At 61.9% G+C, this 18,413-nt stretch carries 17 protein-coding genes; 5 read left to right on the top strand and 12 right to left on the bottom strand.

Annotated features, from left to right (window positions below; genetic code table 11):
• Positions 1–253 precede the first annotated feature (253 nt).
• Positions 254–622 (bottom strand): gamma-butyrobetaine hydroxylase-like domain-containing protein, encoded by a 369-nt coding sequence (locus WDZ78_RS05460; protein ID WP_003509699.1) that lies wholly within the window; start codon positions 620–622, stop codon positions 254–256.
• Positions 623–754: 132 nt separating this feature from the next.
• On the opposite strand from WDZ78_RS05460, the gene moaA reads away from it, so the two are divergent.
• The 5 genes from moaA to mobB all read left to right on the top strand — a co-directional run bounded on the left by moaA (position 755) and on the right by mobB (position 5,282).
• Entirely contained in the window at positions 755–1,804 is a 1,050-nt protein-coding gene (moaA, locus tag WDZ78_RS05455) for a GTP 3',8-cyclase MoaA (RefSeq protein ID WP_111781066.1), read from the top strand.
• A gap of 161 nt (positions 1,805–1,965) precedes the next feature.
• Complete coding sequence (locus tag WDZ78_RS05450) at positions 1,966–2,934, top strand: DMT family transporter (protein WP_060726306.1); 969 nt, start codon at positions 1,966–1,968, stop codon at positions 2,932–2,934.
• Position 2,935: 1 nt separating this feature from the next.
• A complete protein-coding gene (locus WDZ78_RS05445) occupies positions 2,936–4,135 on the top strand; it encodes a multidrug effflux MFS transporter (RefSeq protein ID WP_111794188.1) in 1,200 nt (399 codons plus the stop codon).
• Positions 4,132–4,770 carry a molybdenum cofactor guanylyltransferase MobA gene (gene mobA, locus WDZ78_RS05440; protein ID WP_060725729.1) on the top strand — a complete coding sequence of 213 codons (639 nt, stop codon included), beginning with the start codon at positions 4,132–4,134 and terminating at the stop codon, positions 4,768–4,770. Before WDZ78_RS05445 ends, mobA begins: the two co-directional genes overlap by 4 nt.
• Positions 4,767–5,282, top strand: a complete 516-nt coding sequence (gene mobB / locus WDZ78_RS05435; protein ID WP_111794190.1) for a molybdopterin-guanine dinucleotide biosynthesis protein B — start codon at positions 4,767–4,769, stop codon at positions 5,280–5,282. The genes mobA and mobB overlap by 4 nt, the downstream gene beginning before the upstream one ends.
• Before the next feature lie 290 nt (positions 5,283–5,572).
• Here the strand turns inward: mobB and WDZ78_RS05430 are convergent, their stop codons facing one another.
• The 11 genes from WDZ78_RS05430 to WDZ78_RS05380 all read right to left on the bottom strand — a co-directional run bounded on the left by WDZ78_RS05430 (position 5,573) and on the right by WDZ78_RS05380 (position 18,357).
• Positions 5,573–7,135 (bottom strand): peptidoglycan DD-metalloendopeptidase family protein, encoded by a 1,563-nt coding sequence (locus WDZ78_RS05430; protein WP_425672502.1) that lies wholly within the window; start codon positions 7,133–7,135, stop codon positions 5,573–5,575.
• A 346-nt stretch (positions 7,136–7,481) separates the two neighbouring features.
• Complete coding sequence (locus WDZ78_RS05425; RefSeq protein WP_026364136.1) at positions 7,482–8,135, bottom strand: protein-L-isoaspartate(D-aspartate) O-methyltransferase; 654 nt, start codon at positions 8,133–8,135, stop codon at positions 7,482–7,484.
• Positions 8,132–8,902, bottom strand: coding sequence for a 5'/3'-nucleotidase SurE (gene surE, locus WDZ78_RS05420; protein ID WP_020012736.1), 771 nt, complete (start codon positions 8,900–8,902; stop codon positions 8,132–8,134). The genes WDZ78_RS05425 and surE overlap by 4 nt, the downstream gene beginning before the upstream one ends.
• A 213-nt stretch (positions 8,903–9,115) precedes the next feature.
• A complete protein-coding gene (serS, locus tag WDZ78_RS05415; protein ID WP_425672501.1) occupies positions 9,116–10,399 on the bottom strand; it encodes a serine--tRNA ligase in 1,284 nt (427 codons plus the stop codon).
• Positions 10,400–10,503: 104 nt separating this feature from the next.
• Positions 10,504–11,307: a twin-arginine translocase subunit TatC gene (tatC, locus tag WDZ78_RS05410; protein ID WP_020012738.1), complete on the bottom strand. Its 804-nt coding sequence runs from the start codon at positions 11,305–11,307 to the stop codon at positions 10,504–10,506.
• Positions 11,304–12,041, bottom strand: a complete 738-nt coding sequence (gene tatB, locus WDZ78_RS05405) for a Sec-independent protein translocase protein TatB (RefSeq protein WP_425672500.1) — start codon at positions 12,039–12,041, stop codon at positions 11,304–11,306. The genes tatC and tatB overlap by 4 nt, the downstream gene beginning before the upstream one ends.
• Positions 12,042–12,097: 56 nt before the next feature.
• Entirely contained in the window at positions 12,098–12,304 is a 207-nt protein-coding gene (locus WDZ78_RS05400; protein WP_003509722.1) for a twin-arginine translocase TatA/TatE family subunit, read from the bottom strand.
• Positions 12,305–12,432: 128 nt separating this feature from the next.
• On the bottom strand, positions 12,433–13,167 hold the full coding sequence (gene scpB, locus WDZ78_RS05395; RefSeq protein WP_425672499.1) for an SMC-Scp complex subunit ScpB: 735 nt from the start codon (positions 13,165–13,167) through the stop codon (positions 12,433–12,435).
• Entirely contained in the window at positions 13,160–14,005 is an 846-nt protein-coding gene (locus WDZ78_RS05390) for a segregation and condensation protein A (RefSeq protein WP_026364137.1), read from the bottom strand. Before WDZ78_RS05390 ends, scpB begins: the two co-directional genes overlap by 8 nt.
• A 58-nt stretch (positions 14,006–14,063) precedes the next feature.
• Positions 14,064–15,080, bottom strand: coding sequence for a beta-N-acetylhexosaminidase (nagZ, locus tag WDZ78_RS05385; protein WP_425672498.1), 1,017 nt, complete (start codon positions 15,078–15,080; stop codon positions 14,064–14,066).
• Between the two features lie 247 nt (positions 15,081–15,327).
• Complete coding sequence (locus WDZ78_RS05380; RefSeq protein WP_425672497.1) at positions 15,328–18,357, bottom strand: SPOR domain-containing protein; 3,030 nt, start codon at positions 18,355–18,357, stop codon at positions 15,328–15,330.
• Positions 18,358–18,413 lie beyond the last annotated feature (56 nt).

Genomic DNA, 18,413 nt, shown 5'->3' with positions numbered 1-18,413 from the left:
ATCGGCGGGAAAAGCGAAAACGATTTTACTGGTGGACGGCGCGCAGATTCAACGGGTTATTTGTCCCTCAGGCATGCGGGCCTCGGATGCCGCTGTCCTCCTCCCACTCATTCCTGTGCTTGTCACAGGAATCCAGTCGACGCGCGGCGGCGCGGCGGGAGGAGTCTTTTTCAGCCCAAGGACTTGGGTCGGCTGGATTTCCTGTGACAAGCACAGGAATGAGGGTGGTAGGGTCCGCAGGCCTTGCGTCCGCCTACCGGAATCGCGGTTCCCTGCTCAAGCCCTTTTCGGCGAGCTGCCGTTCATAATCGGCAAACAGCGCATCCCCTGTCTCACCCAATTCCTTCAGATATTTCCACGTGTAGATGCCGCTATCGTGGCCATCGTCGAAAACGATGCGAACCGCATAATTGCCGGTCGCGACCATGGAACGGATGGCGACATTGCGTTTGCCGGGCACCGTGACCTTTTGTCCCGGCCCGTGGCCCTGCACTTCCGCCGAGGGCGAAAGCACGCGCAGCATCTCGGCGCCAAGCCGGTAAACGCTTCCATCATCAAAGGAAACAGTCAATTCGCGCCGGTCTTTCGACACAAGCAGCTCGGTCGGCCAGGCATCACTCATTTTTCACTTCCGCAAGCTCGTCACATGCGTCAGAATTACGGACTTGCCTCACGATAGGCAAGCCACTACATCACCTAATAGAGCACACATCAGGCGTGTGTGCCCGGCGCAAGGCGCAATGAGGATGGAGACGTGAACAGTTTCCCCGGCTCGCTTGAAAAAGCGAAAACCCTGACGGAAAACAGCACACCGATGGTGGACCCTTTCGGTCGCGCCATCACCTATCTACGCGTTTCCGTGACCGACCGCTGTGATTTCCGCTGCACCTATTGCATGTCCGAGCACATGACCTTCCTGCCGAAGAAGGACCTCCTGACGCTCGAAGAACTCGACCGCCTCTGTTCCGTCTTCATCGCGCGCGGCGTGCGCAAGCTGAGGCTGACTGGCGGCGAGCCGCTGGTGCGCAAGAACATCATGTCGCTGGTGAGGAACCTCGGCCGACATGTGCAAACAGGCGCGCTCGACGAACTGACGCTGACCACCAACGGCTCGCAGCTTGCGAAATTCGCCGCCGAACTCGCCGATTGCGGCGTGCGCCGCATCAATGTCTCGCTCGATACGCTCGACCGCGATAAATTCCGCCATATCACCCGCTGGGGCGATATCGACCGGGTGATGGAAGGGTTGGATGCGGCCCAGGCCGCGGGCATCAAGGTCAAGCTCAACGCCGTGGCGCTGAAGGACTTCAACGACGCCGAGATTCCCGATCTGATGCGTTTCGCCCATGGCCGCGGCATGGACCTGACTGTCATCGAAACCATGCCGATGGGCGAGATCGAGGAAGATCGCACTGACCGCTACCTGCCGCTTTCGCAGCTGCGCGCCGATCTCGAAAAGAGCTTCACGCTCATCGACAGCGATTACCAGACCGGCGGCCCCGCCCGTTACGTGACGGTGAAGGAGACCGGCGGCCGGATGGGTTTCATCACCCCGATGACGCATAATTTCTGCGAAAGCTGCAATCGCGTGCGCCTCACCTGCACCGGCACGCTTTATATGTGTCTCGGCCAGGACGACGCCGCCGATCTGCGCACGGCGCTGCGCGCCTCCGACAGCGACGCCTATCTCTCGAGCGCTATCGATGAAGCCCTGCTGCGCAAGCCGAAGGGGCATGATTTCATCATCGACCGGACCCATAACCGGCCCGCCGTCTCCCGCCATATGAGCGTGACCGGCGGCTGAGCCTCTTTCTCGTCCACCCGCCCATATAAGCGGTTGAAATACCGGCTGTGCCGTGCCACGTCTCTTTGCATGGAGGAATGCGTGGTTGCGCCGGAACGGCGGCTCCAGATCGCCCGCAAGGGCGGACGGAGTAAACCGCGCATGGTCTGGGATATTTGGGAATGGCATTGACGGACAATACGCGCGGCGCACTTTTCATGGCGCTCGCAATGGCAAGCTTCACGGCCAATGATGCGCTGACGAAGTCCGTCACTCCCTATATCAACACCGGCCAGATCATGTTCGTGCGCGGCATCATGACCGTGGTGCTGATCTATATCGCCGCACGCCATTTCGGCGCGCTCCGGCCGCTCAAAACCCTGCTGCGGCCCATCATCATCCTGCGCTGTCTCTGCGAGGTGACAGCCGCCGTGCTTTATCTGACGGCGCTCGGCCTCATCGAATTCTCCAACGCCTCGGCCATATTGCAATCCCTGCCGCTGGTGGTGACGCTGGGGGCTGCCCTTTTCCTGCGCGAACCCGTGGGCTGGCGGCGCTGGGCGGCCATCATCACCGGTTTCATCGGCGTGCTGATCATCATTCGCCCGGGCCCTGAAGGCTTCACGCCGGGGGCGCTGCTCGTCGTCGCATCGCTTGCGGTCACCGCCGCGCGTGACCTGCTGACCCGGAAAATGTATGCGGATGTGCCCTCACTCGCCATCACCGTCATCACCGCTTTCGTCAACATGGCCGTGGGCGGCCTGTTGATCGTGCCCTTCGGCGGCTGGCAGCCGATGAATTTCATGATTCTCTCGCATCTCGCCGGTTCCGCCATCCTGGTGCTGGTGGGCTATCAGGCGATCATTCTCGCGATGAGATCAGGCGAAATCTCCTTTGTCGCGCCATTCCGTTACACCAGCCTGCTCTGGGGTTTCATGATCGGCGTGTTCTTCTTCAACGAGAAAATCGACAGCTACACCATCGTTGGCGCCATGATCGTCATCGGTTCGGGCCTCTATACCTTCTATCGCGAAAGCCTGCGCAAGCGTTCGCAGATGGCCAAGCGCTCGGCTGCGACACCCACCGCCGCCACCACGGTGCGGCCGGCTTCCGTAACGAAAACTACCGTAACGGAAGAAGCGGGAGAATGAGATGAACAGCGGCCGTTTTCTCGACAGGACCACCCCGCCTCACATCATCACGCTAGTCGTCATCGCCGGCGTCGCCGCGCTGTGCATGAACGTGTTCCTGCCCTCGCTTGCGGCCATGGCGCTCTATTTCGAGACCGATTATGCCGTGATGCAATTTGCCGTTTCGGGCTATCTTGCCGCCACCGCCTGCCTGCAGCTCATCATCGGCCCGCTTTCCGATCTCTTCGGACGCCGCCCGGTCATGCTCGTCAGCATCGCCATCATGATCGTCGCAACGCTCGTCTGCATGCTGGCGCCCAATATCACCGTTTTCATGATCGGGCGCGTCGCGCAGGCGGCCGTCGTTTCGGGCTTCGTGCTGGCGCGCGCCATCGTGCGTGACATGGTGCCGATGGAACAGGCGGCCTCGATGATCGGCTATGTGACAATGGGCATGTCCGTGGTGCCGATGGTGGGGCCGACGGTTGGCGGCCTGCTCAACGACATCTCCGGCTGGCAGTCGAGCTTCGCCCTCCTCTGCCTGCTCGGCGTCGGCATTCTGGTGCTCGCCTGGTTCGATCTCGGAGAAACCAACCACAACAAATCGGCAAGCTTTTCCCAGCAGTTTCACGCCTGGCCGGAGCTGCTGCGCTCGCCGCTGTTCTGGGGTTATGCGCTGACCTCGACCTTCTCATCGGGCATGTTCTTTTCATTCCTCGGCGGCGCGCCCTTCGTCGGCAGCGTGCTTTACGGGCTTGCACCGGCCATGCTCGGCCTGCAATTCTTCTTCATGGCCAGCGGCTATATGCTCGGCAACTTCATCTCCGGCCGTTATGCCAGTGAAATCGGCATCACCCGCATGATGTTGTCGGGCAATGTCATCGCCATTGCGGGCATCGTCACGACCATGGTGCTGATCTCGGCCGGGGCGGAAAGCGCCTATGCGTTTTTCGTGCCGCTTGCCCTGATCGGCGTCGGCAACGGCGTGACGCTGCCGAGCGCCAATGCCGGCATGGTCAGCGTCCAGCCGCATCTGGCAGGCTCCGCCTCCGGTCTCGGCGGCGCCATGACCATCGGCGGCGGCGCGGCATTGTCGGTGCTCGCCTCCTCGGTCCTGTCCAAAGAGGATGGAACCTGGCCGCTTCTTCTCGTGATGCTGGCGACCGGCCTTGTCGCCCTCCTCACCACCTATATCGTAAGGCTGCAGGAAAAGCGGGAATGACGGCCCCTTTTGAAATACCCGGTCTCGTGCTCGCCGGCGGGCTTTCGCGGCGCATGGGCAGCAACAAGGCGATGGTGCAGCTGGGCGATCGCCCCCTCATTTCTCATGTCATCAGCCGCATCACGCCGCAGGTCTCGGATGTCACCATTAATGCCGCCATCAGCGGCAATAACGGCTGGGCGGAGAGTTTAGGCCTGCCGATGCTGCCTGATACGCTGAACGGCCATGCCGGCCCTCTCGCGGGCGTTCTGGCAGGCATGCGCCACTTCCGCAATCGCGAGACCGCCGGCAGTCATTTTCTTACCGCGCCGGCCGACAGCCCATTTTTTCCTGACGACCTTGTGGCGCGCCTTTGCGAGCACGTGTCAGATCATGCGATCGTCATCGCCGCCTCCAGCGGCCAGCTTCACCCGGTTTTTGCGCTGTGGCCGGTGGCCCTCGCCGATGATCTCGAGGCGTGGCTGAAGAACGATGCGAACCGGCGCATCCGCGCCTATCTTGCCCGGCATGTCACCATCGGCGTGGCTTTCCCGCCGCTGGAAACGGCAAAGGGCAGCCTCGATCCGTTCTTCAACATCAACACGCCGGATGAACTGGCGCTCGCGCGCAGCTATCTGGAGAGCATGGAACCATGACGGCACAAAAGGTCTTCGGCATTGCCGGCTGGAAGAACTCGGGAAAAACCGGCCTTGCGGTGCGCATCGTCACCGAACTGACGGCGCGCGGCTACCGCGTCTCCACCATCAAGCACGCCCATCATGATTTCGACATCGACAAGGTCGGCGCCGATAGCTGGCGTCACCGGCAGGCTGGCGCGCACGAGGTTACCATCGTTTCCGGCACCCGTTTCGCCATCATGCATGAACTGCGCGGCGAACCGGAACCCTCCTTCGAGGATATTCTCTCCCGCCTCGCCCCCTGCGATCTGGTGCTGATCGAAGGTTACAAATATGAGCCGGTGCCGAAGATCGAGGCGCGCCGGCTGGAGGCCGCCAAGACCGAACCACTTGCGCCGCTCGATCCGCATATCGTCGCGATTGCCGCCGATCATGAGGTGGCGGACGCCACCCTTCCCGTCTTCGATCTCGACGATACCGCCACGATCGCAGACTTCATCGAGAAGACGGTGGGGCTGGTCAGGGGCTAGACATGTAGCGGATCGACGTGACTTGGGCTGCATCCCCACATCCGTCATACCGACCTTGAGCCGGTATCCAGCCAGCCCAAGTCCTTGGGCTGAGGAGGCTCATTCCGCCGCGCAGACGCGCGTCGACTGGATGCCGGATCAGGTCCGGCATGACGGAGGAGAAAACCGCGAGGAAACCAACACCCACTAAGCCCGTGGCACCCATTCCAGCACCTTCTCCGCACGCACCACCCCAAAAATGAAAAAGCCGGGTTCTTCACCCGGCTTCATCATTCCTTGAGACGCAATACCTATTCAAGGAAACTGGAGGGGTTCACCGGCGTCGCATCCTTGCGGACTTCGAAGTGAACCTGCGGACGCTTGGCGCTGCCGGTCATGCCTGAGGTGGCGATGGTCTGGCCGCGCTGGACCTTCTGGCCGCGCTGGACGTCGAGATTGGCGGCGTTGCCGTAAACCGTGACCTTGCCATCGTCGTGACGGACGAGAACCGTGTTGCCGAGCTGCTTCAGGCCGTTGCCCGCATAGATGACCACGCCGTTTTCGGCGGCCTTGATCGGCGTTCCCTCGGGAACGGAGATGTTGATGCCATCGTTGCGGCTGCCTTCGACATTGTCGCCGAAATTGTTGATGACCGCACCGCGAACCGGCCAGCGATATTTGCCGATGCCGGTGGATTCCGGTGCGATGGAGGCCATATCGGCCTTCTTCTCGATATCGCTGACACTTGCCGTCGCCGGTGTGGCAGGCGCAGTCGGAGCGGCGGCAGCAGCGGGAGCCTTGTAGGGCTCAGGCTTGACGGATGCGGTTTCGACCGCCTTCGCCGCTTCCTTGGCGGGAACGGAAGCTGTCTTGATGGCATCCGTCGAAGCGCCCGGCATGTTGAGCGTCTGGCCGACGCGGATGCTTTCATTGCCGAGACCGTTCGCCGCCTTCAGGGCAGCAACCGACACGCCGTTTTCGCGGGCGATCTTCGCCAGGCTATCGCCCGGCTGAACCTTGTAACCACCGGTCGGCGGCAACGGCTTGCCGCCCGGAGGCGTCAGCTTGCCGGCTTCGGAGGAAACCTTGTCACGGGCGGCGGCCTGCGACGGCAGCACGGCCACGTTCCCCTCGGGGCCGCGCAGCGGGGTCGGCTGGTCGCCATTGCGGTTGAGAGCGATATTGCCGGCGGCATCCTTGGCGGCATTGCGGGCCTGGCCGAATTTCGGAATGAGGATCGACTGGCCGGCCTGCGCCGAGGATGCGGTCTTCAGACCGTTGACGCGCAGCAGTTCCTTTTCCGGAACGCCGTAACGGTTGGAGAGTGTCGCGATGCTTTCGCCGGGACGCAGGGTCACGGAGGAAGCGCCATCGGTGTGCCAGCCATTCTTGTCGGAACGTACGGTCGCGGTGGTCAGGTTGTCGGCGACGGGAGCGGCAGCCTGCTGGGCGGGTGCAGCAAGAGACGGCGCGGCTTGTCGCTGAGCGGACGGGAAAGGCTGGGCCATGGCTTCGTTGCGGGTCGACGGGTCGCGGCTTGCCACGGCGGTTGGGGCCGAAAGCTCGGAACGCTGCACCGGCGAGGCCGAAGCGCGGGCCGTGGAAGGCTGGACGCCGCCATAACCACCGGACTGCGGATAGGAGTTGCCGGCCATGTTCTGGTTGGCGTAACCACCCTGCGGCGCGACTGAGGCGTAACCGCCATTCATGTCACCCTGCGGAACCGGGGCCTGCCCGTAAGCACCGCCGCCCTGACGGGCAGGAATTGACGCCGTTGTCATCCGATCCGGTCCACTGGAAAAGAGGCCGCTGAACCGCGTTGCATCCGAGCTACAGCCCGTTGCGACGCTTGCCAGCAATGCCGCTGCGAACATTTTTGCGACTGATTTTCCGATTTTAGACGAATGTCTCATACGCATGACTCGATCTACACTGACGCCAACCCGCCGCATCTGGATGCGATCCGGCACAAATTTCACTTCTTGCAAGGCCCATTTCCCGAGGTGGGGAAAACCATGCGTCGATGTTTATGATTAAAGCGCGTTAGTGTTACCACGCCGTTAAAACGTTAAGCCGCTCAACGCTTTTTTGACACTTCGATAACCATGACGGAAACCATATGCGTCACGTTGAGACAATAATGATATTAAAAATCAGATAGTTGCGACAATTCAGAACATTAGGAGACAAAAATAGAATGTCTCCAAAATTTTCAGTTTGTCACAAATGGCGCGCAATATGGGTGCTGAGCGGCAAATAAGGCGCCTCGAACAGCTCTTCCTTCTCGAAGCGGCTGCCGGTCTTGGAGAAACGCGTCATCACGCAGCGGTCGCCTTCAAGAATGATCGGCGCGATCATCATGCCGCCGGAAACGATCTGCTCGGCAAAGAAGCGGGGCATGGTGGTAAAGGCGGCGGTGGAGACGATGCGGTCGAAGGTTCCCTCGCCCACCAGACCGTTGCTGCCATCCGCCTGGCGGATGACGACATTGCGGATGGAGAGATCGTCCAGACAATTCTGCGCCTGCTGCACCAGCGTCTTGTAGCGCTCCAGCGAAAAGACGCGCTCCACCCGGCGTGCAATGATCGCCGTCATGAAACCGCTGCCCGTGCCGATTTCCAGCACGCGCTGGCCGGGTTTCAACTGCAGGCGGGCAAGGATCTTCACCGCCATGTCAGCACCTTCCATGAAGGCGCCGCAGTCGATCGGGATCGTGCGGCTGGAATAGGCGTCAGCCGCAAATTGCGGCGGCACGAATTTGGAACGCGGCGTCTGCTCGACCGCCGTCAGAAGGTCAAGGTCGGAAATCCCCTCGCCCCTTAAGCGGAGAACGAGAGCGGCAAAACCTTCCTTTTCGACCATTGCGGATTTCAATCGGCGACTCCGAATCCAAGTGCTTGCGCAACCCGATCCTTCACCGTGTAGTCCGTCAGGTCAAGCTTAAGCGGTGTGACCGAAATCTTGCCGTGCTTCAAGGCGTGAATATCCGTGCCCTCGCGGAAGGTGCCGAGGCGCTCGCCGAAGCGCAGCCAATAATAAGGAAGACCGCGACCATCCTGCCGCTCCTCCACCGTCAGGCCGAAATCGAGCTTGCCCTGCCCGGTGACGGACACGCCCTGCACATCCTTTGGCGCACAATTGGGAAAATTGAGATTGAGGAAGGTGCCGTCAGGCAGATCGACATCAATGAGCTTGCGGATGAGATCGGGCGCATAGGTTTCAGCGACTTCCCACGGCACGACGCGGCCTTCGCCATGGCTGAACGCCTGGCTCAGCGCAAAGGAACGCACGCCCTGCAGCGTGCCTTCGATGGCGCCGGCAATGGTGCCGGAATAGGTGACATCATCGGCCATATTGGCGCCGGCATTGACGCCTGACAGCACGAGATCGGGTTTTTCCGGCAGGACTTCGCGAATGCCCATGATGACGCAATCGGTGGGCGTGCCGCGCAGCGCGAAATGTTTGTCGGAAACCTTGCGCAGACGCAGGGGTTCGGAAAGCGTCAGCGAATGGGCAAGCCCGCTCTGGTCTGTCTCCGGCGCGACGATCCAGACATCGTCGGACAGCGTGCGGGCGATACGCTCCAGCACGGCCAGACCTTCGGCGTGAATACCGTCGTCATTCGTCAGCAAAATCCGCATGTTTCTCTCTCCGCTTCTCATGTCTTCAGTGACGGAGCATCCTCTCCTCCGGCGGTGAAGTGTGCAGTTCACTCAACGTCATCCTCGGGCCTGTCCCGAGTATCTAATCACGTCCAAATAAATCGATAGGTTGCAGATCCTCGGGACAGGCCCGAGGATGACGGTCGGAGTAATTGGCAGACTCTCCTTCCAATAACACGATGCCGCGCTCTCTTAAGCCGCCTTCTCGATGCGCTTCAGACCGCCCATATAGGGCAGCAGCACGTCTGGAATTGTGACGGAACCGTCGTCGTTCAGGTAATTTTCGAGAACGGCGATCAGGCAGCGGCCGACGGCGGTGCCGGAACCGTTCAGCGTATGAACGAACTTCGTCGCCTTGTCGTCCTTGCCGCGATAACGCGCATTCATGCGCCGCGCCTGGAAATCGCCGCAGACCGAGCAGGACGAAATTTCGCGATAGGTATTCTGGCCGGGCAGCCACACTTCCAGATCGTAGGTCTTGCGGGCGCTGAAGCCCATGTCGCCGGTGCAGAGCGTCATGGTGCGGAAATGCAGGCCGAGACGCTTCAGAACCTCTTCGGCGCAGGCCGTCATCCGCTCATGTTCGGCAACGGCGCTTTCCGCATCGGTGATGGAGACGAGCTCACATTTCCAGAATTGGTGCTGGCGCAGCATGCCGCGTGTGTCGCGGCCGGCCGAGCCCGCTTCCGAACGGAAGGACGGCGTCAGCGCGGTGAAGCGCAGCGGCAGCTTCTCCTGATCGAGAATTTCGCCGGACACGAGGTTGGTCAGCGTCACCTCGGCCGTCGGGATCAACCAGCGGCCATCTGTGGTCTTGAACAGGTCCTCGGAGAATTTCGGCAATTGCCCGGTGCCGAACATCGCCTCGTCGCGCACCATCAGCGGCGAGGAGACTTCGGTATAGCCGTGTTCCGAGGTGTGCAGGTCGATCATGAACTGGCCGAGCGCCCGTTCCAGACGCGCCAGCTGGCTGGTCAGCACGGTAAAACGTGCGCCCGAAAGCTTGGCGGCGCGCTCGAAATCCATATAGCCGAGCGCTTCGCCAATCTCGAAATGCTCCTTTGCCTCATGGTTCCAGCCGGGCTTCTGACCGACGACGCGGGCGACCACATTGTCATGCTCGTCCTTGCCGTCGGGCACATCGTCGAAGGGCATGTTGGGCAGGCGCGACAGGGCGTCGTTCAACTCGGCAGTGACCTGGCGGTCCTCCTCCTCGGCGCGCGGCATGTTGTCTTTGAGGTCGGCGACTTCGGCCTTGAGCTTTTCAGCCAGCTCCATGTTCTTCTGCGCCATGGCGGCGCCGATTTCCTTGGAAGCGGCATTACGGCGCGACTGCATGTCCTGCAGGGACTGGATGACGGAACGGCGCTTTTCATCAAGCGCGATCAGGCCGCTAGCGGCAGGCTCCGCGCCACGGCGCGCAAGCGCCGCATCAAAGGCTTCGGGGTTTTCGCGTATCCATTTAATGTCGTGCATCGTCGTTCCAGACTGTTGTTGGTAGCCCGCGTTTTATCAGCAAAACGCCGGGCGAAGGGCCCGGCGCGAGGAAACTGGATGAGCGGGAAGACCGTGGCGAAGCGTCAGGTCTCTTCCAGCTCCGTGCTTTTGGATTCCGCCGCACGTTTCCTCTCCACGAGTCGAGCCATGTAGATGGAAATCTCGTAGAGAATGATCGCAGGCAGCGCAAGACCGATCTGGGACATGGGGTCCGGCGGCGTCAGCACGGCTGCGACCACGAAGGCGAGCACGATGGCGAACTTGCGCTTCTCACGCAGCCAGTCGCTGGTCAGAAGTCCGACGCGGGCCAGAAGCGTGGTGACGACAGGCAGCTGGAACACCAGACCGAAGGAGAGGACCAGCGTCATGATGAGGCTCAGATACTCCGACACCTTCGGCATCAGGGAAATCGCCACCTCACCATCCTCAGGCAATTGCTGCATGGCGAGGAAGAACCACATGACCATGGGCGTGAAGAAGAAATAGACGAGCGCCGCACCGACAAGGAACAGGATCGGGGAAGCGATGAGAAATGGCAGGAAGGCGGCGCGCTCGTTCTTGTAGAGACCGGGCGCCACGAATTTGTAAAGCTGCGAGGCGATCACCGGGAAGGAGATAACCATGGCGCCGAACATCGCAACCTTGATCTGCGTGAAGAAGAATTCCTGCGGCGCGGTATAGATCAGCGACGATTTCGTGACATCCAGACCCGCCCAGAGCACGGCCCATTTATAGGGAATGACAAGCAGGTTGAAGAGATGTTTGGCAACAGCGAAACAGGCGATGAAGGCGACGAAAAATGCGCCGAGCGACCAGATCAGCCGCGTGCGCAACTCCATGAGATGCTCGATCAGCGGCTGCGGCTTATCCTCGATGTCCCCGCTCATGCTTCATCCTTCTTGGGCTTTGCAGCCTTGGTTTTTGCCGTTTTCGCCGGCTTGGCATCGGCCACCGCCGCCTTGTCTGCGGAAGACTTCCGGACGGCCGCCTTTTTGGCGACTGTCTTCAGGGCGGGCTTCGAGGCGGCGGGCTCACTGGTTTTCACGGTGACGGCGGTTTCGGGCGCTGCGGCAACCTTGCTCCGGGCTGCACGTTTCGGCTTGGCGGCAACCGCTTCGGCCTCAACAGTAGCAATAGATTTCGCCCGTGCGCGCTTCGGCTTCTCCTCCGCAGCGACGGCCGCGGCAACCGGCGCAGCGGGCGCGGCAACAGCAGGCGACGCATCCGGCAGCTTCATTTCAGGCTCAGGCACGCTGACCAGCGGCGCGACCGGCTCGCCTGTCGCCGGCGCCGGCGTGGATGAAAGGCCATCCGGCGCAGCCGTCGCCTTCTGGAGATCGGACTTGATCTCGTTGCCGAGCTGGCGAAGCGGGTTCATCGCATCGCGCAGCGAGTTGGTGGGGTTGAGATTGCGGACATCGGAGATCGTCTGGCGCACATCGTCCATGTCGGCCTCTTTGAGCGCCTCATCGAACTGCGTGCGGAAATCCCCCGCCATCTTGCGAAGGCCGGCCATCGTCTTGCCGAAGGCGCGGATCATGGGCGGCAAGTCTTTCGGTCCGACGACCACGATCAAAACGACCGCAATCACCAGAAGCTCGCTCCAGCCGATATCTAACATCAATATGCTCCCGAGACCCTAACGCCCGTCAGTCTCACACCAAGCGGCAAGGCCGCTTACTTGATCTCGTCAGCCTTGTGGTCGACGGTCTTCGTGTTGGCATCGGCCGGCGGCGGCGTCTGGTCTTCGTCAGCCATGCCCTTCTTGAAGCTCTTGATGCCCTTTGCGACATCACCCATCAGTTCCGGAATCTTGCCGCGTCCGAAGAGGACGAGAACGATCACCAGCACGATGAGCCAATGCCACACACTAAAAGAACCCATAACTGAAACTCCTGAATTTCGCTTTCAGACGATGTAAGACGTTTGAAAGGCTTTTTCAAACGACAAATCGTCGCTTCAACAGCGAGTGCGCATAAAGTTTTCGTGGCCGCGCCAACAGGATGGCGATATCAATCGTCGCCATCGCCGCCGCCAGGCGCAAGCAGGCCCAGTTCCTCCAGATCAAGCTGCGTGATCGGGTCTTCGTCCTCACGCAATTCGTCGCTCATCATCGGCAGAGGCACGCCGAAATTGGAGGGGATGCGGCCTGAAAGCAGCCCTGCGCCCTTCAATTCCTCAAGGCCCGGCAGATCGCGCAATTCCTCAAGGCCGAAATGGTCAAGAAACTCCACCGTGGTGCCGATCGTCACCGGCCGGCCGGGGGTGCGCCTGCGGCCACGGAACCTGACCCAGCCCGCCTCCATCAGCACATCAAGCGTGCCGCGCGAGGTCTGAACACCGCGGATTTCCTCGATTTCGGCGCGTGTCACCGGCTGATGATATGCGATAATCGCCAGAACTTCCAGCGCCGCGCGCGACAGCTTCTTCGGCTCCTTTTCCTCGGCGCGAATGACGAAGGAAAGATCGCCGGCGGTGCGGAAGGCCCATTGCCCGCCCACCTGCACGAGATTGACGCCCCGTTCCGCATAGACAACCTTGAGACGCTGCAGAATGGCGACGACATCGATGCCGCGCGGCAGGCGCTCGGCGATGAAAGCCACGGAAACCGGCTCGGACGAGGCAAAGACCAAAGCCTCGGCGATCCGCTCGGCCTCCTTCAGCTGCCGTTCGGAAAATACCGTGGGTTCGAATCCCACCCCATCTGTCACGATCATCGCCTCGCCGGTCTCTTCATCATCAGTCATTATCGTTCCTCCCGGCACTGGCTGCGGGCTCATCCCTCGTGCCGCGGCGCATATAGATGGGCTGGAAAGCGCCCTCCTGCCGGATTTGCAGCGATCCCTCGCGCACCAGCTCCAGCGAAGCGGCAAAGGCGCTGGCAATCGCTGTCACCCGCATGGCGGGATCGGGCACATATTGCAGCAGATATTGGTCGAGTACGGTCCATTCCCCGACATCGCCGAGGAGGTGGGTCAGAAGCTCGCGCGCCTCGACAAGCGACCAGACCTGCCGTTTTTCAATCGTGACCTGGGTAATCGCCTGACGCTGCCGCAGATTGGCATAGGCGCTGAGCAGATCATAAAGATTGGCCTCATAGGCCGAGCGGTTGATATGCGGAATATGCTCCGGCGCGCCGCGGGCAAAAACATCGCGGCCGAGCTGGGCGCGGTTGACGAGGCGCTCCGCCGCCTCGCGCATCGCCTCCAGGCGTTTCAGCCGGAAGGCCAGCGTCGCCGCCATTTCCTCGCCCGAGGGGCCGTCATCCTTGGATTGCTGCGGAATGAGGAGCTTGGATTTGAGGAAGGCGAGCCATGCCGCCATCACGAGATAATCGGCCGCAAGCTCGATGCGCACGCGACGCGCACTTTCCACGAATTGCAGATATTGTTCGGCGAGCGCCAGCACCGAAATGCGCGACAGATCGACCTTCTGCGTGCGCGCAAGATGCAGGAGAAGATCGAGCGGGCCTTCGAAACCCGCGACATCGATGACCAGCCCGGCCTCACCCGTCAACCGCTCCGGCGTCACGTCCTGCCAGAGCTTGTCCATCGGTGTCGAATTGCGAGACTTGTCTGCGGCCATTGTTCCATCCGCCGGGCGTCCGGCCTTGATCCCGAGTGAGCGGCCGCCCCCAAGATCGTCAGGAAACGGCCCACATGGCGTTGAATTCGGCTCTCAGTTCCGCTTCGTCGGACGGGTCCGCAGTCGGGAAACCCGATTCAACTGCCCGCACCCGCTCCAGCGAGCGGCCGGAAAGAACGGGAACCTCCTTCACGACTTCAAGCATTTCACCCATCACGCCGTTGCAATGCAAGACTATATCGCAGCCACCAGCAACAATATTCGCAGCCCGCTCGCCCAGCGTACCCTTCAACGCGTTCATGGAACTGTCGTCGGACATCAGCAGGCCATCAAAGCCGATGCGGCCGCGAATGATCTCCTCGATGACCTTCGGCGAGGTCGTCGCTGGCCGTTCGCGGTCGACGGCATTGAATACCAGATGCGCGCTCATCGCCATCAATTCGTGGTTCAGCGCCCGGAACGGCACGAAATCATGGGCGTCCAGCTCATCGAGCGGTACATCGACAACAGGCAGTTCATGGTGCGAATCCACCATGCCTCGGCCATGGCCCGGCATATGTTTCATGACAGGCAGCATGCCGCCCGCCTTCAGCCCATCGGCCGCCGCCTGCCCCATCTCGGCCACCATGGTCGGCGTGTAGCCATAGGCGCGGTTGCCGATGACGTTGCTGGCGCCTTCCACCGGCACGTCAAGCACCGGCAGGCAATCGACATTGATACCGAATTTCATGAGGTCGAAGGCATGCAGGCGCGACATCAGCCAGGCGGCACGCAGGCCCGCCCCCCGGTCGCGCTCATAGATTTCACCGAGAATGCGGGCATTCGGATAGGCCTGCAGGATCGGCGGCTTGATGCGCTGCACGCGCCCGCCCTCCTGATCGATCAGAACCGGCGCGTCTGGCCGCCCGACGGCGTCGCGCATGGCGGCGACGAGATCGGTGATCTGCTGCGGCTCGCCGATATTACGCCCGAACAGGATGAAGCCCCAGGGCTGTTCATCGCGGTAAAGGGCAATCTCGTCGGCCGTCAGCGAAAGCCCGCTGCATCCGAGGATCATAGCTTTGCAATCGGTCATGATGTCACGCTCTCAGGAAATGGAATGGGAAATGGCCTTGTACCGAAAGGCGTGGGGAGGAGTATCAAACTCTCCGCCGTCATGCTCGGGCCTGTCCCGAGCATCTGCAACCGACCGGCTGGCGAAACGTTGGCAGATCCTCGGCACAAGGCCGAGGATGACGTCGCGTGTGGGGAAAACCCTTCCCCACCCAAAGAAGGGTTGCCCTAGAAGGCAACCCCAATCTTACAAGCCGTATTGGCCGCTATCAGCGCGCCACCAGGCAGCTGCCGCCGGCTGAGCGGAACTTTTCGCACAGCGCCACGGCTTCGTTCTTGTCACCCGCCGGGATGCGGACGCGGTAGAACGTGCCCTTGCCGGCGATTTCGGCGGCCTTGATGTCGACGCCGCGTCCACCGATGACCGAGCCGAACTTGGCCGACATGTTCTGGTAGGACTTCTGGGCTTCCGCCTGGCTCGGCAGCGAGGCGATCTGGATGTAATAGCCGCCGGCGGAAGGCGTGCTGGTCGCTGCAGGCGTTGCGGCCGCCGTCTGCTGCTGCGCGGCCTGCGGCTGCGCCGGAGCGGTCGCGGGGCGCACATTGCCCTGGTTGGTCACCGTCGCCACCACATTGGCAGGCTGCGAGGACGGACGCGCCGCTGGAAGCGGTGCCGCCGACTGTGCTGCCGGTTTAGCGGCAGCGGCAGGCGTGTTGGCCTGCGGCTGAGCCGCCTGTTCCGGCGCGACCGGAACCCGCGATGCGGCGATGACGGCGGGAGCGCCCTCACCGGGCTTGGCGGTCTGCGGCGCTGCAAGCTCCTCGACCTTGTCGGCCTTCGGCGGCTGGGCTGCCGGCACCTCGACCTCCTGGGCAACCAGCGTGCCGTCAGGCTTGACGATCATGGTGCGGACCTTGCGCGGCGAAACGCCGGTTGCAGCCGAACCTTCGTTCTGTGCGGCCTTTTCTTCCGGCGAAAGCAGGCGCGGATCCTCGGTCTCGCCAACCGGCGTACCGGCGGTTTCCATATCCGCGTCGTTTTCGCCTTCAAGCGGCAATTGTTCGGGGATCAGCGTGCGCTGAACCACATCCACCGGCTGCTCGTTGCTGGAAATCAGCGCCGGCTGCTTCGGATCGGCAGCGCTGCCGCCGGCCACACGGTCATAAACCGCCTTGTCCTGATTTGGCACGACGCGACCGCCCGGATTTTCCGGCACGACCTTCATCGGGTCGTTGTCGGCGGAAATGATAACAGGCGCGCCGTTGGAACCCGTGCTGGACGAGCCGCCGGAAACCAATGCGTAAACGCCGCCACCGATCAGCACCAGACCGATTGCCGCGGCAACCGGCATGATCCAGCGGCGACCGCCGCGTTCATCTTCATCACGATAGGCCGCCTGATGGTCGACATAGGTGTTTTCGGCATCGCGCGGGGCGCTGCCACGGGAAGCCGCAGCCTCCTGCATGGAACGACGGAAATCCTCTTCCAGCGCCCGTTCGAATTCATCGGCCTCTTCCGGAGCCTGAACAGGACGCGCCTGGGCGGCACCGCGATTTTCCGCATGTTTGTGACGATCGAGACCACCGGCGACAGCAGGCGCAAACAGCGTCGCAAGCTCGGTATCGATATCGAGATCTTCCTCGTGACGGCGCGCGGCCGGCTTGGGTTCAAAAACCCCGACCGGCAGTTCCGGCACATCCATTTCGACAATGGTTTCCGGATGTTCTTCCGTCTCGCCGATCTGCGAAGGATCGAAAGGCAGGCTTTCCAGCGTCTGCGGCGCGACTGGCTGCGGTGCTGCTGCAACAGCGGGGCGCGGCTGAACCGGAACGGCGGCTACCGGTACGGCCACGGGAGCCGGGCGCGGCTGCGGCGCGGGCTGTTCCCTCACCGGCTGCGGTGCTACGGCAGCAACGGCAACCGGAGCAACCGGCTGCTGGCGAACGGGCTGCGGCACGGGCGCAGGTGCAACTTCTGCCTCGGCGATTTCAGACAGGTCCAGATCAAGATCGAGATCGTCGAGCGCAAGCTCGAAATCATCATCGTTGAAGCCGGCAAAATCAGTGAAATCCAGCTCTTCAGCGGGTGCTGCAGGCGCAGCAGCGGCAATCGGCGCCGCCTTCACCGGCGCGGCGGCAACCACGGGCGGCTCCACCTTCGCAGCCTGCGCAGCGGGAACGTCCTGCACGAGCGGTGTTTCACCGCGACCGGGAATGGAATATTTCGCGACGTCGTAAATCAGCTCGTCCATCGGCGAGAGATGTTTCGCTGCCGGCTTCTCGGCAACCTCAAACGCCAGAGGCTCTGCGGCCGGCGTGAAGGTCTCGGCGACCGAAGGCGCAAAGGACGGAGCGGTCTCCACCGCCTGAACGACGGCAGGCGCGGGAGCGGCTTCGACCTGCGGCTCGATGCGGGCTGCGGCAGGCTGCAGCTCGGAGCGCGGCTCAACCCGCTTCGGATCGACAGCCGAAACATCCCGGCGCGCGCCGAAATTGGCGAGCGGCAGCCGCAGGCTGGAGAATTCCAGCGAAGACCGGCCGCCATGCGACGGCGGACGCACGGAAATCGGTGCGGGCGCTTCCTCGGCGACAGCTATTTCCACCTCATCGGCGAGATCGAAAGCCTGCGGCTCCGGTGCATAGGACTGAACATTGCTCGAAACATCGGCCGGGAGCTCCGGCATGGCGTGCCATTCGGGCTGCACGGGCTCGGCAGCCTGCGGCTCTTCCCATGCTGCCTGCTGGGCGACCGGCTGGTAAACCATCGGCTCGGCGGGACGCGACTGGCGCGAATGCACATCGAAAACTTCCGCCACCGCGCCGGCATCATCGCGGAAATCCGCGCGAATATCCTGCGTGGTCGTTTCGACGTAGTTGTGAATATAGGCCTGATCGATTTCCGGAAGCGGCTCTTCCCTCACCTCTGGCGCAGATGCGGCCACGGGTGCGGGTTCGGCCACCGGCGCAAGCTCCGGCTCACGGCGGGCGAAAACAGATTCGACACGCTGCATGAAATCGTTGGGGTGGATGCCCGCACGAACATCGTTTGCCGGATCAAGAACGACCGGATCGGCGTGCGGCGCATCGTAAACCTCGAACTCCCGAAGCAGCTCGTCCTCGAGGTTGAACTCGGGTTCGCGGCGGGTCGCCGGTGAGGCAGCGCGTGGCGCAGCTTCGGAACCCGCATGCGAAGGACGATCTTCGAAGCCGACGATACGCGCCAGCTCTGCCAGGGGATCGTTGTCAGCGAAGCCTTCGGACCGGGTGTCCCGGTTATACGCGACATTTTTTTCGACCATTACGTGTTCCACCATCTACGCATTGCAGCTCTTGCCAGCGTATTGTGAGCAAATAA

The sequence above is a fragment of the Agrobacterium sp. M50-1 genome, from assembly GCF_049843495.1.
In the GTDB taxonomy this organism is placed as follows: Bacteria; Pseudomonadota; Alphaproteobacteria; order Rhizobiales; family Rhizobiaceae; genus Agrobacterium; species Agrobacterium radiobacter.
Note: the sequence above shows the minus strand (reverse complement) of the source record. Positions and strands in the feature narration are given on the sequence as shown.

Excerpts from the sequence above, each read along its gene's own strand:
- WDZ78_RS05445 (WP_111794188.1), top strand. The coding sequence starts at position 2,936 with ATGAACAGCGGCCGTTTTCTCGACAGGACCACCCCGCCTCACATCATC.
- WDZ78_RS05380 (WP_425672497.1), bottom strand. The coding sequence starts at position 18,357 with ATGGTCGAAAAAAATGTCGCGTATAACCGGGACACCCGGTCCGAAGGC.
- mobB (WP_111794190.1), top strand. The coding sequence starts at position 4,767 with ATGACGGCACAAAAGGTCTTCGGCATTGCCGGCTGGAAGAACTCGGGA.
- WDZ78_RS05460 (WP_003509699.1), bottom strand. The coding sequence starts at position 622 with ATGAGTGATGCCTGGCCGACCGAGCTGCTTGTGTCGAAAGACCGGCGC.
- surE (WP_020012736.1), bottom strand. The coding sequence starts at position 8,902 with ATGCGGATTTTGCTGACGAATGACGACGGTATTCACGCCGAAGGTCTG.
- WDZ78_RS05390 (WP_026364137.1), bottom strand. The coding sequence starts at position 14,005 with ATGGCCGCAGACAAGTCTCGCAATTCGACACCGATGGACAAGCTCTGG.
- scpB (WP_425672499.1), bottom strand. The coding sequence starts at position 13,167 with ATGACTGATGATGAAGAGACCGGCGAGGCGATGATCGTGACAGATGGG.
- WDZ78_RS05400 (WP_003509722.1), bottom strand. The coding sequence starts at position 12,304 with ATGGGTTCTTTTAGTGTGTGGCATTGGCTCATCGTGCTGGTGATCGTT.
- nagZ (WP_425672498.1), bottom strand. The coding sequence starts at position 15,080 with ATGACCGATTGCAAAGCTATGATCCTCGGATGCAGCGGGCTTTCGCTG.
- mobA (WP_060725729.1), top strand. The coding sequence starts at position 4,132 with ATGACGGCCCCTTTTGAAATACCCGGTCTCGTGCTCGCCGGCGGGCTT.
- WDZ78_RS05430 (WP_425672502.1), bottom strand. The coding sequence starts at position 7,135 with ATGTTCGCAGCGGCATTGCTGGCAAGCGTCGCAACGGGCTGTAGCTCG.
- tatB (WP_425672500.1), bottom strand. The coding sequence starts at position 12,041 with ATGTTAGATATCGGCTGGAGCGAGCTTCTGGTGATTGCGGTCGTTTTG.
- tatC (WP_020012738.1), bottom strand. The coding sequence starts at position 11,307 with ATGAGCGGGGACATCGAGGATAAGCCGCAGCCGCTGATCGAGCATCTC.
- serS (WP_425672501.1), bottom strand. The coding sequence starts at position 10,399 with ATGCACGACATTAAATGGATACGCGAAAACCCCGAAGCCTTTGATGCG.
- WDZ78_RS05450 (WP_060726306.1), top strand. The coding sequence starts at position 1,966 with ATGGCATTGACGGACAATACGCGCGGCGCACTTTTCATGGCGCTCGCA.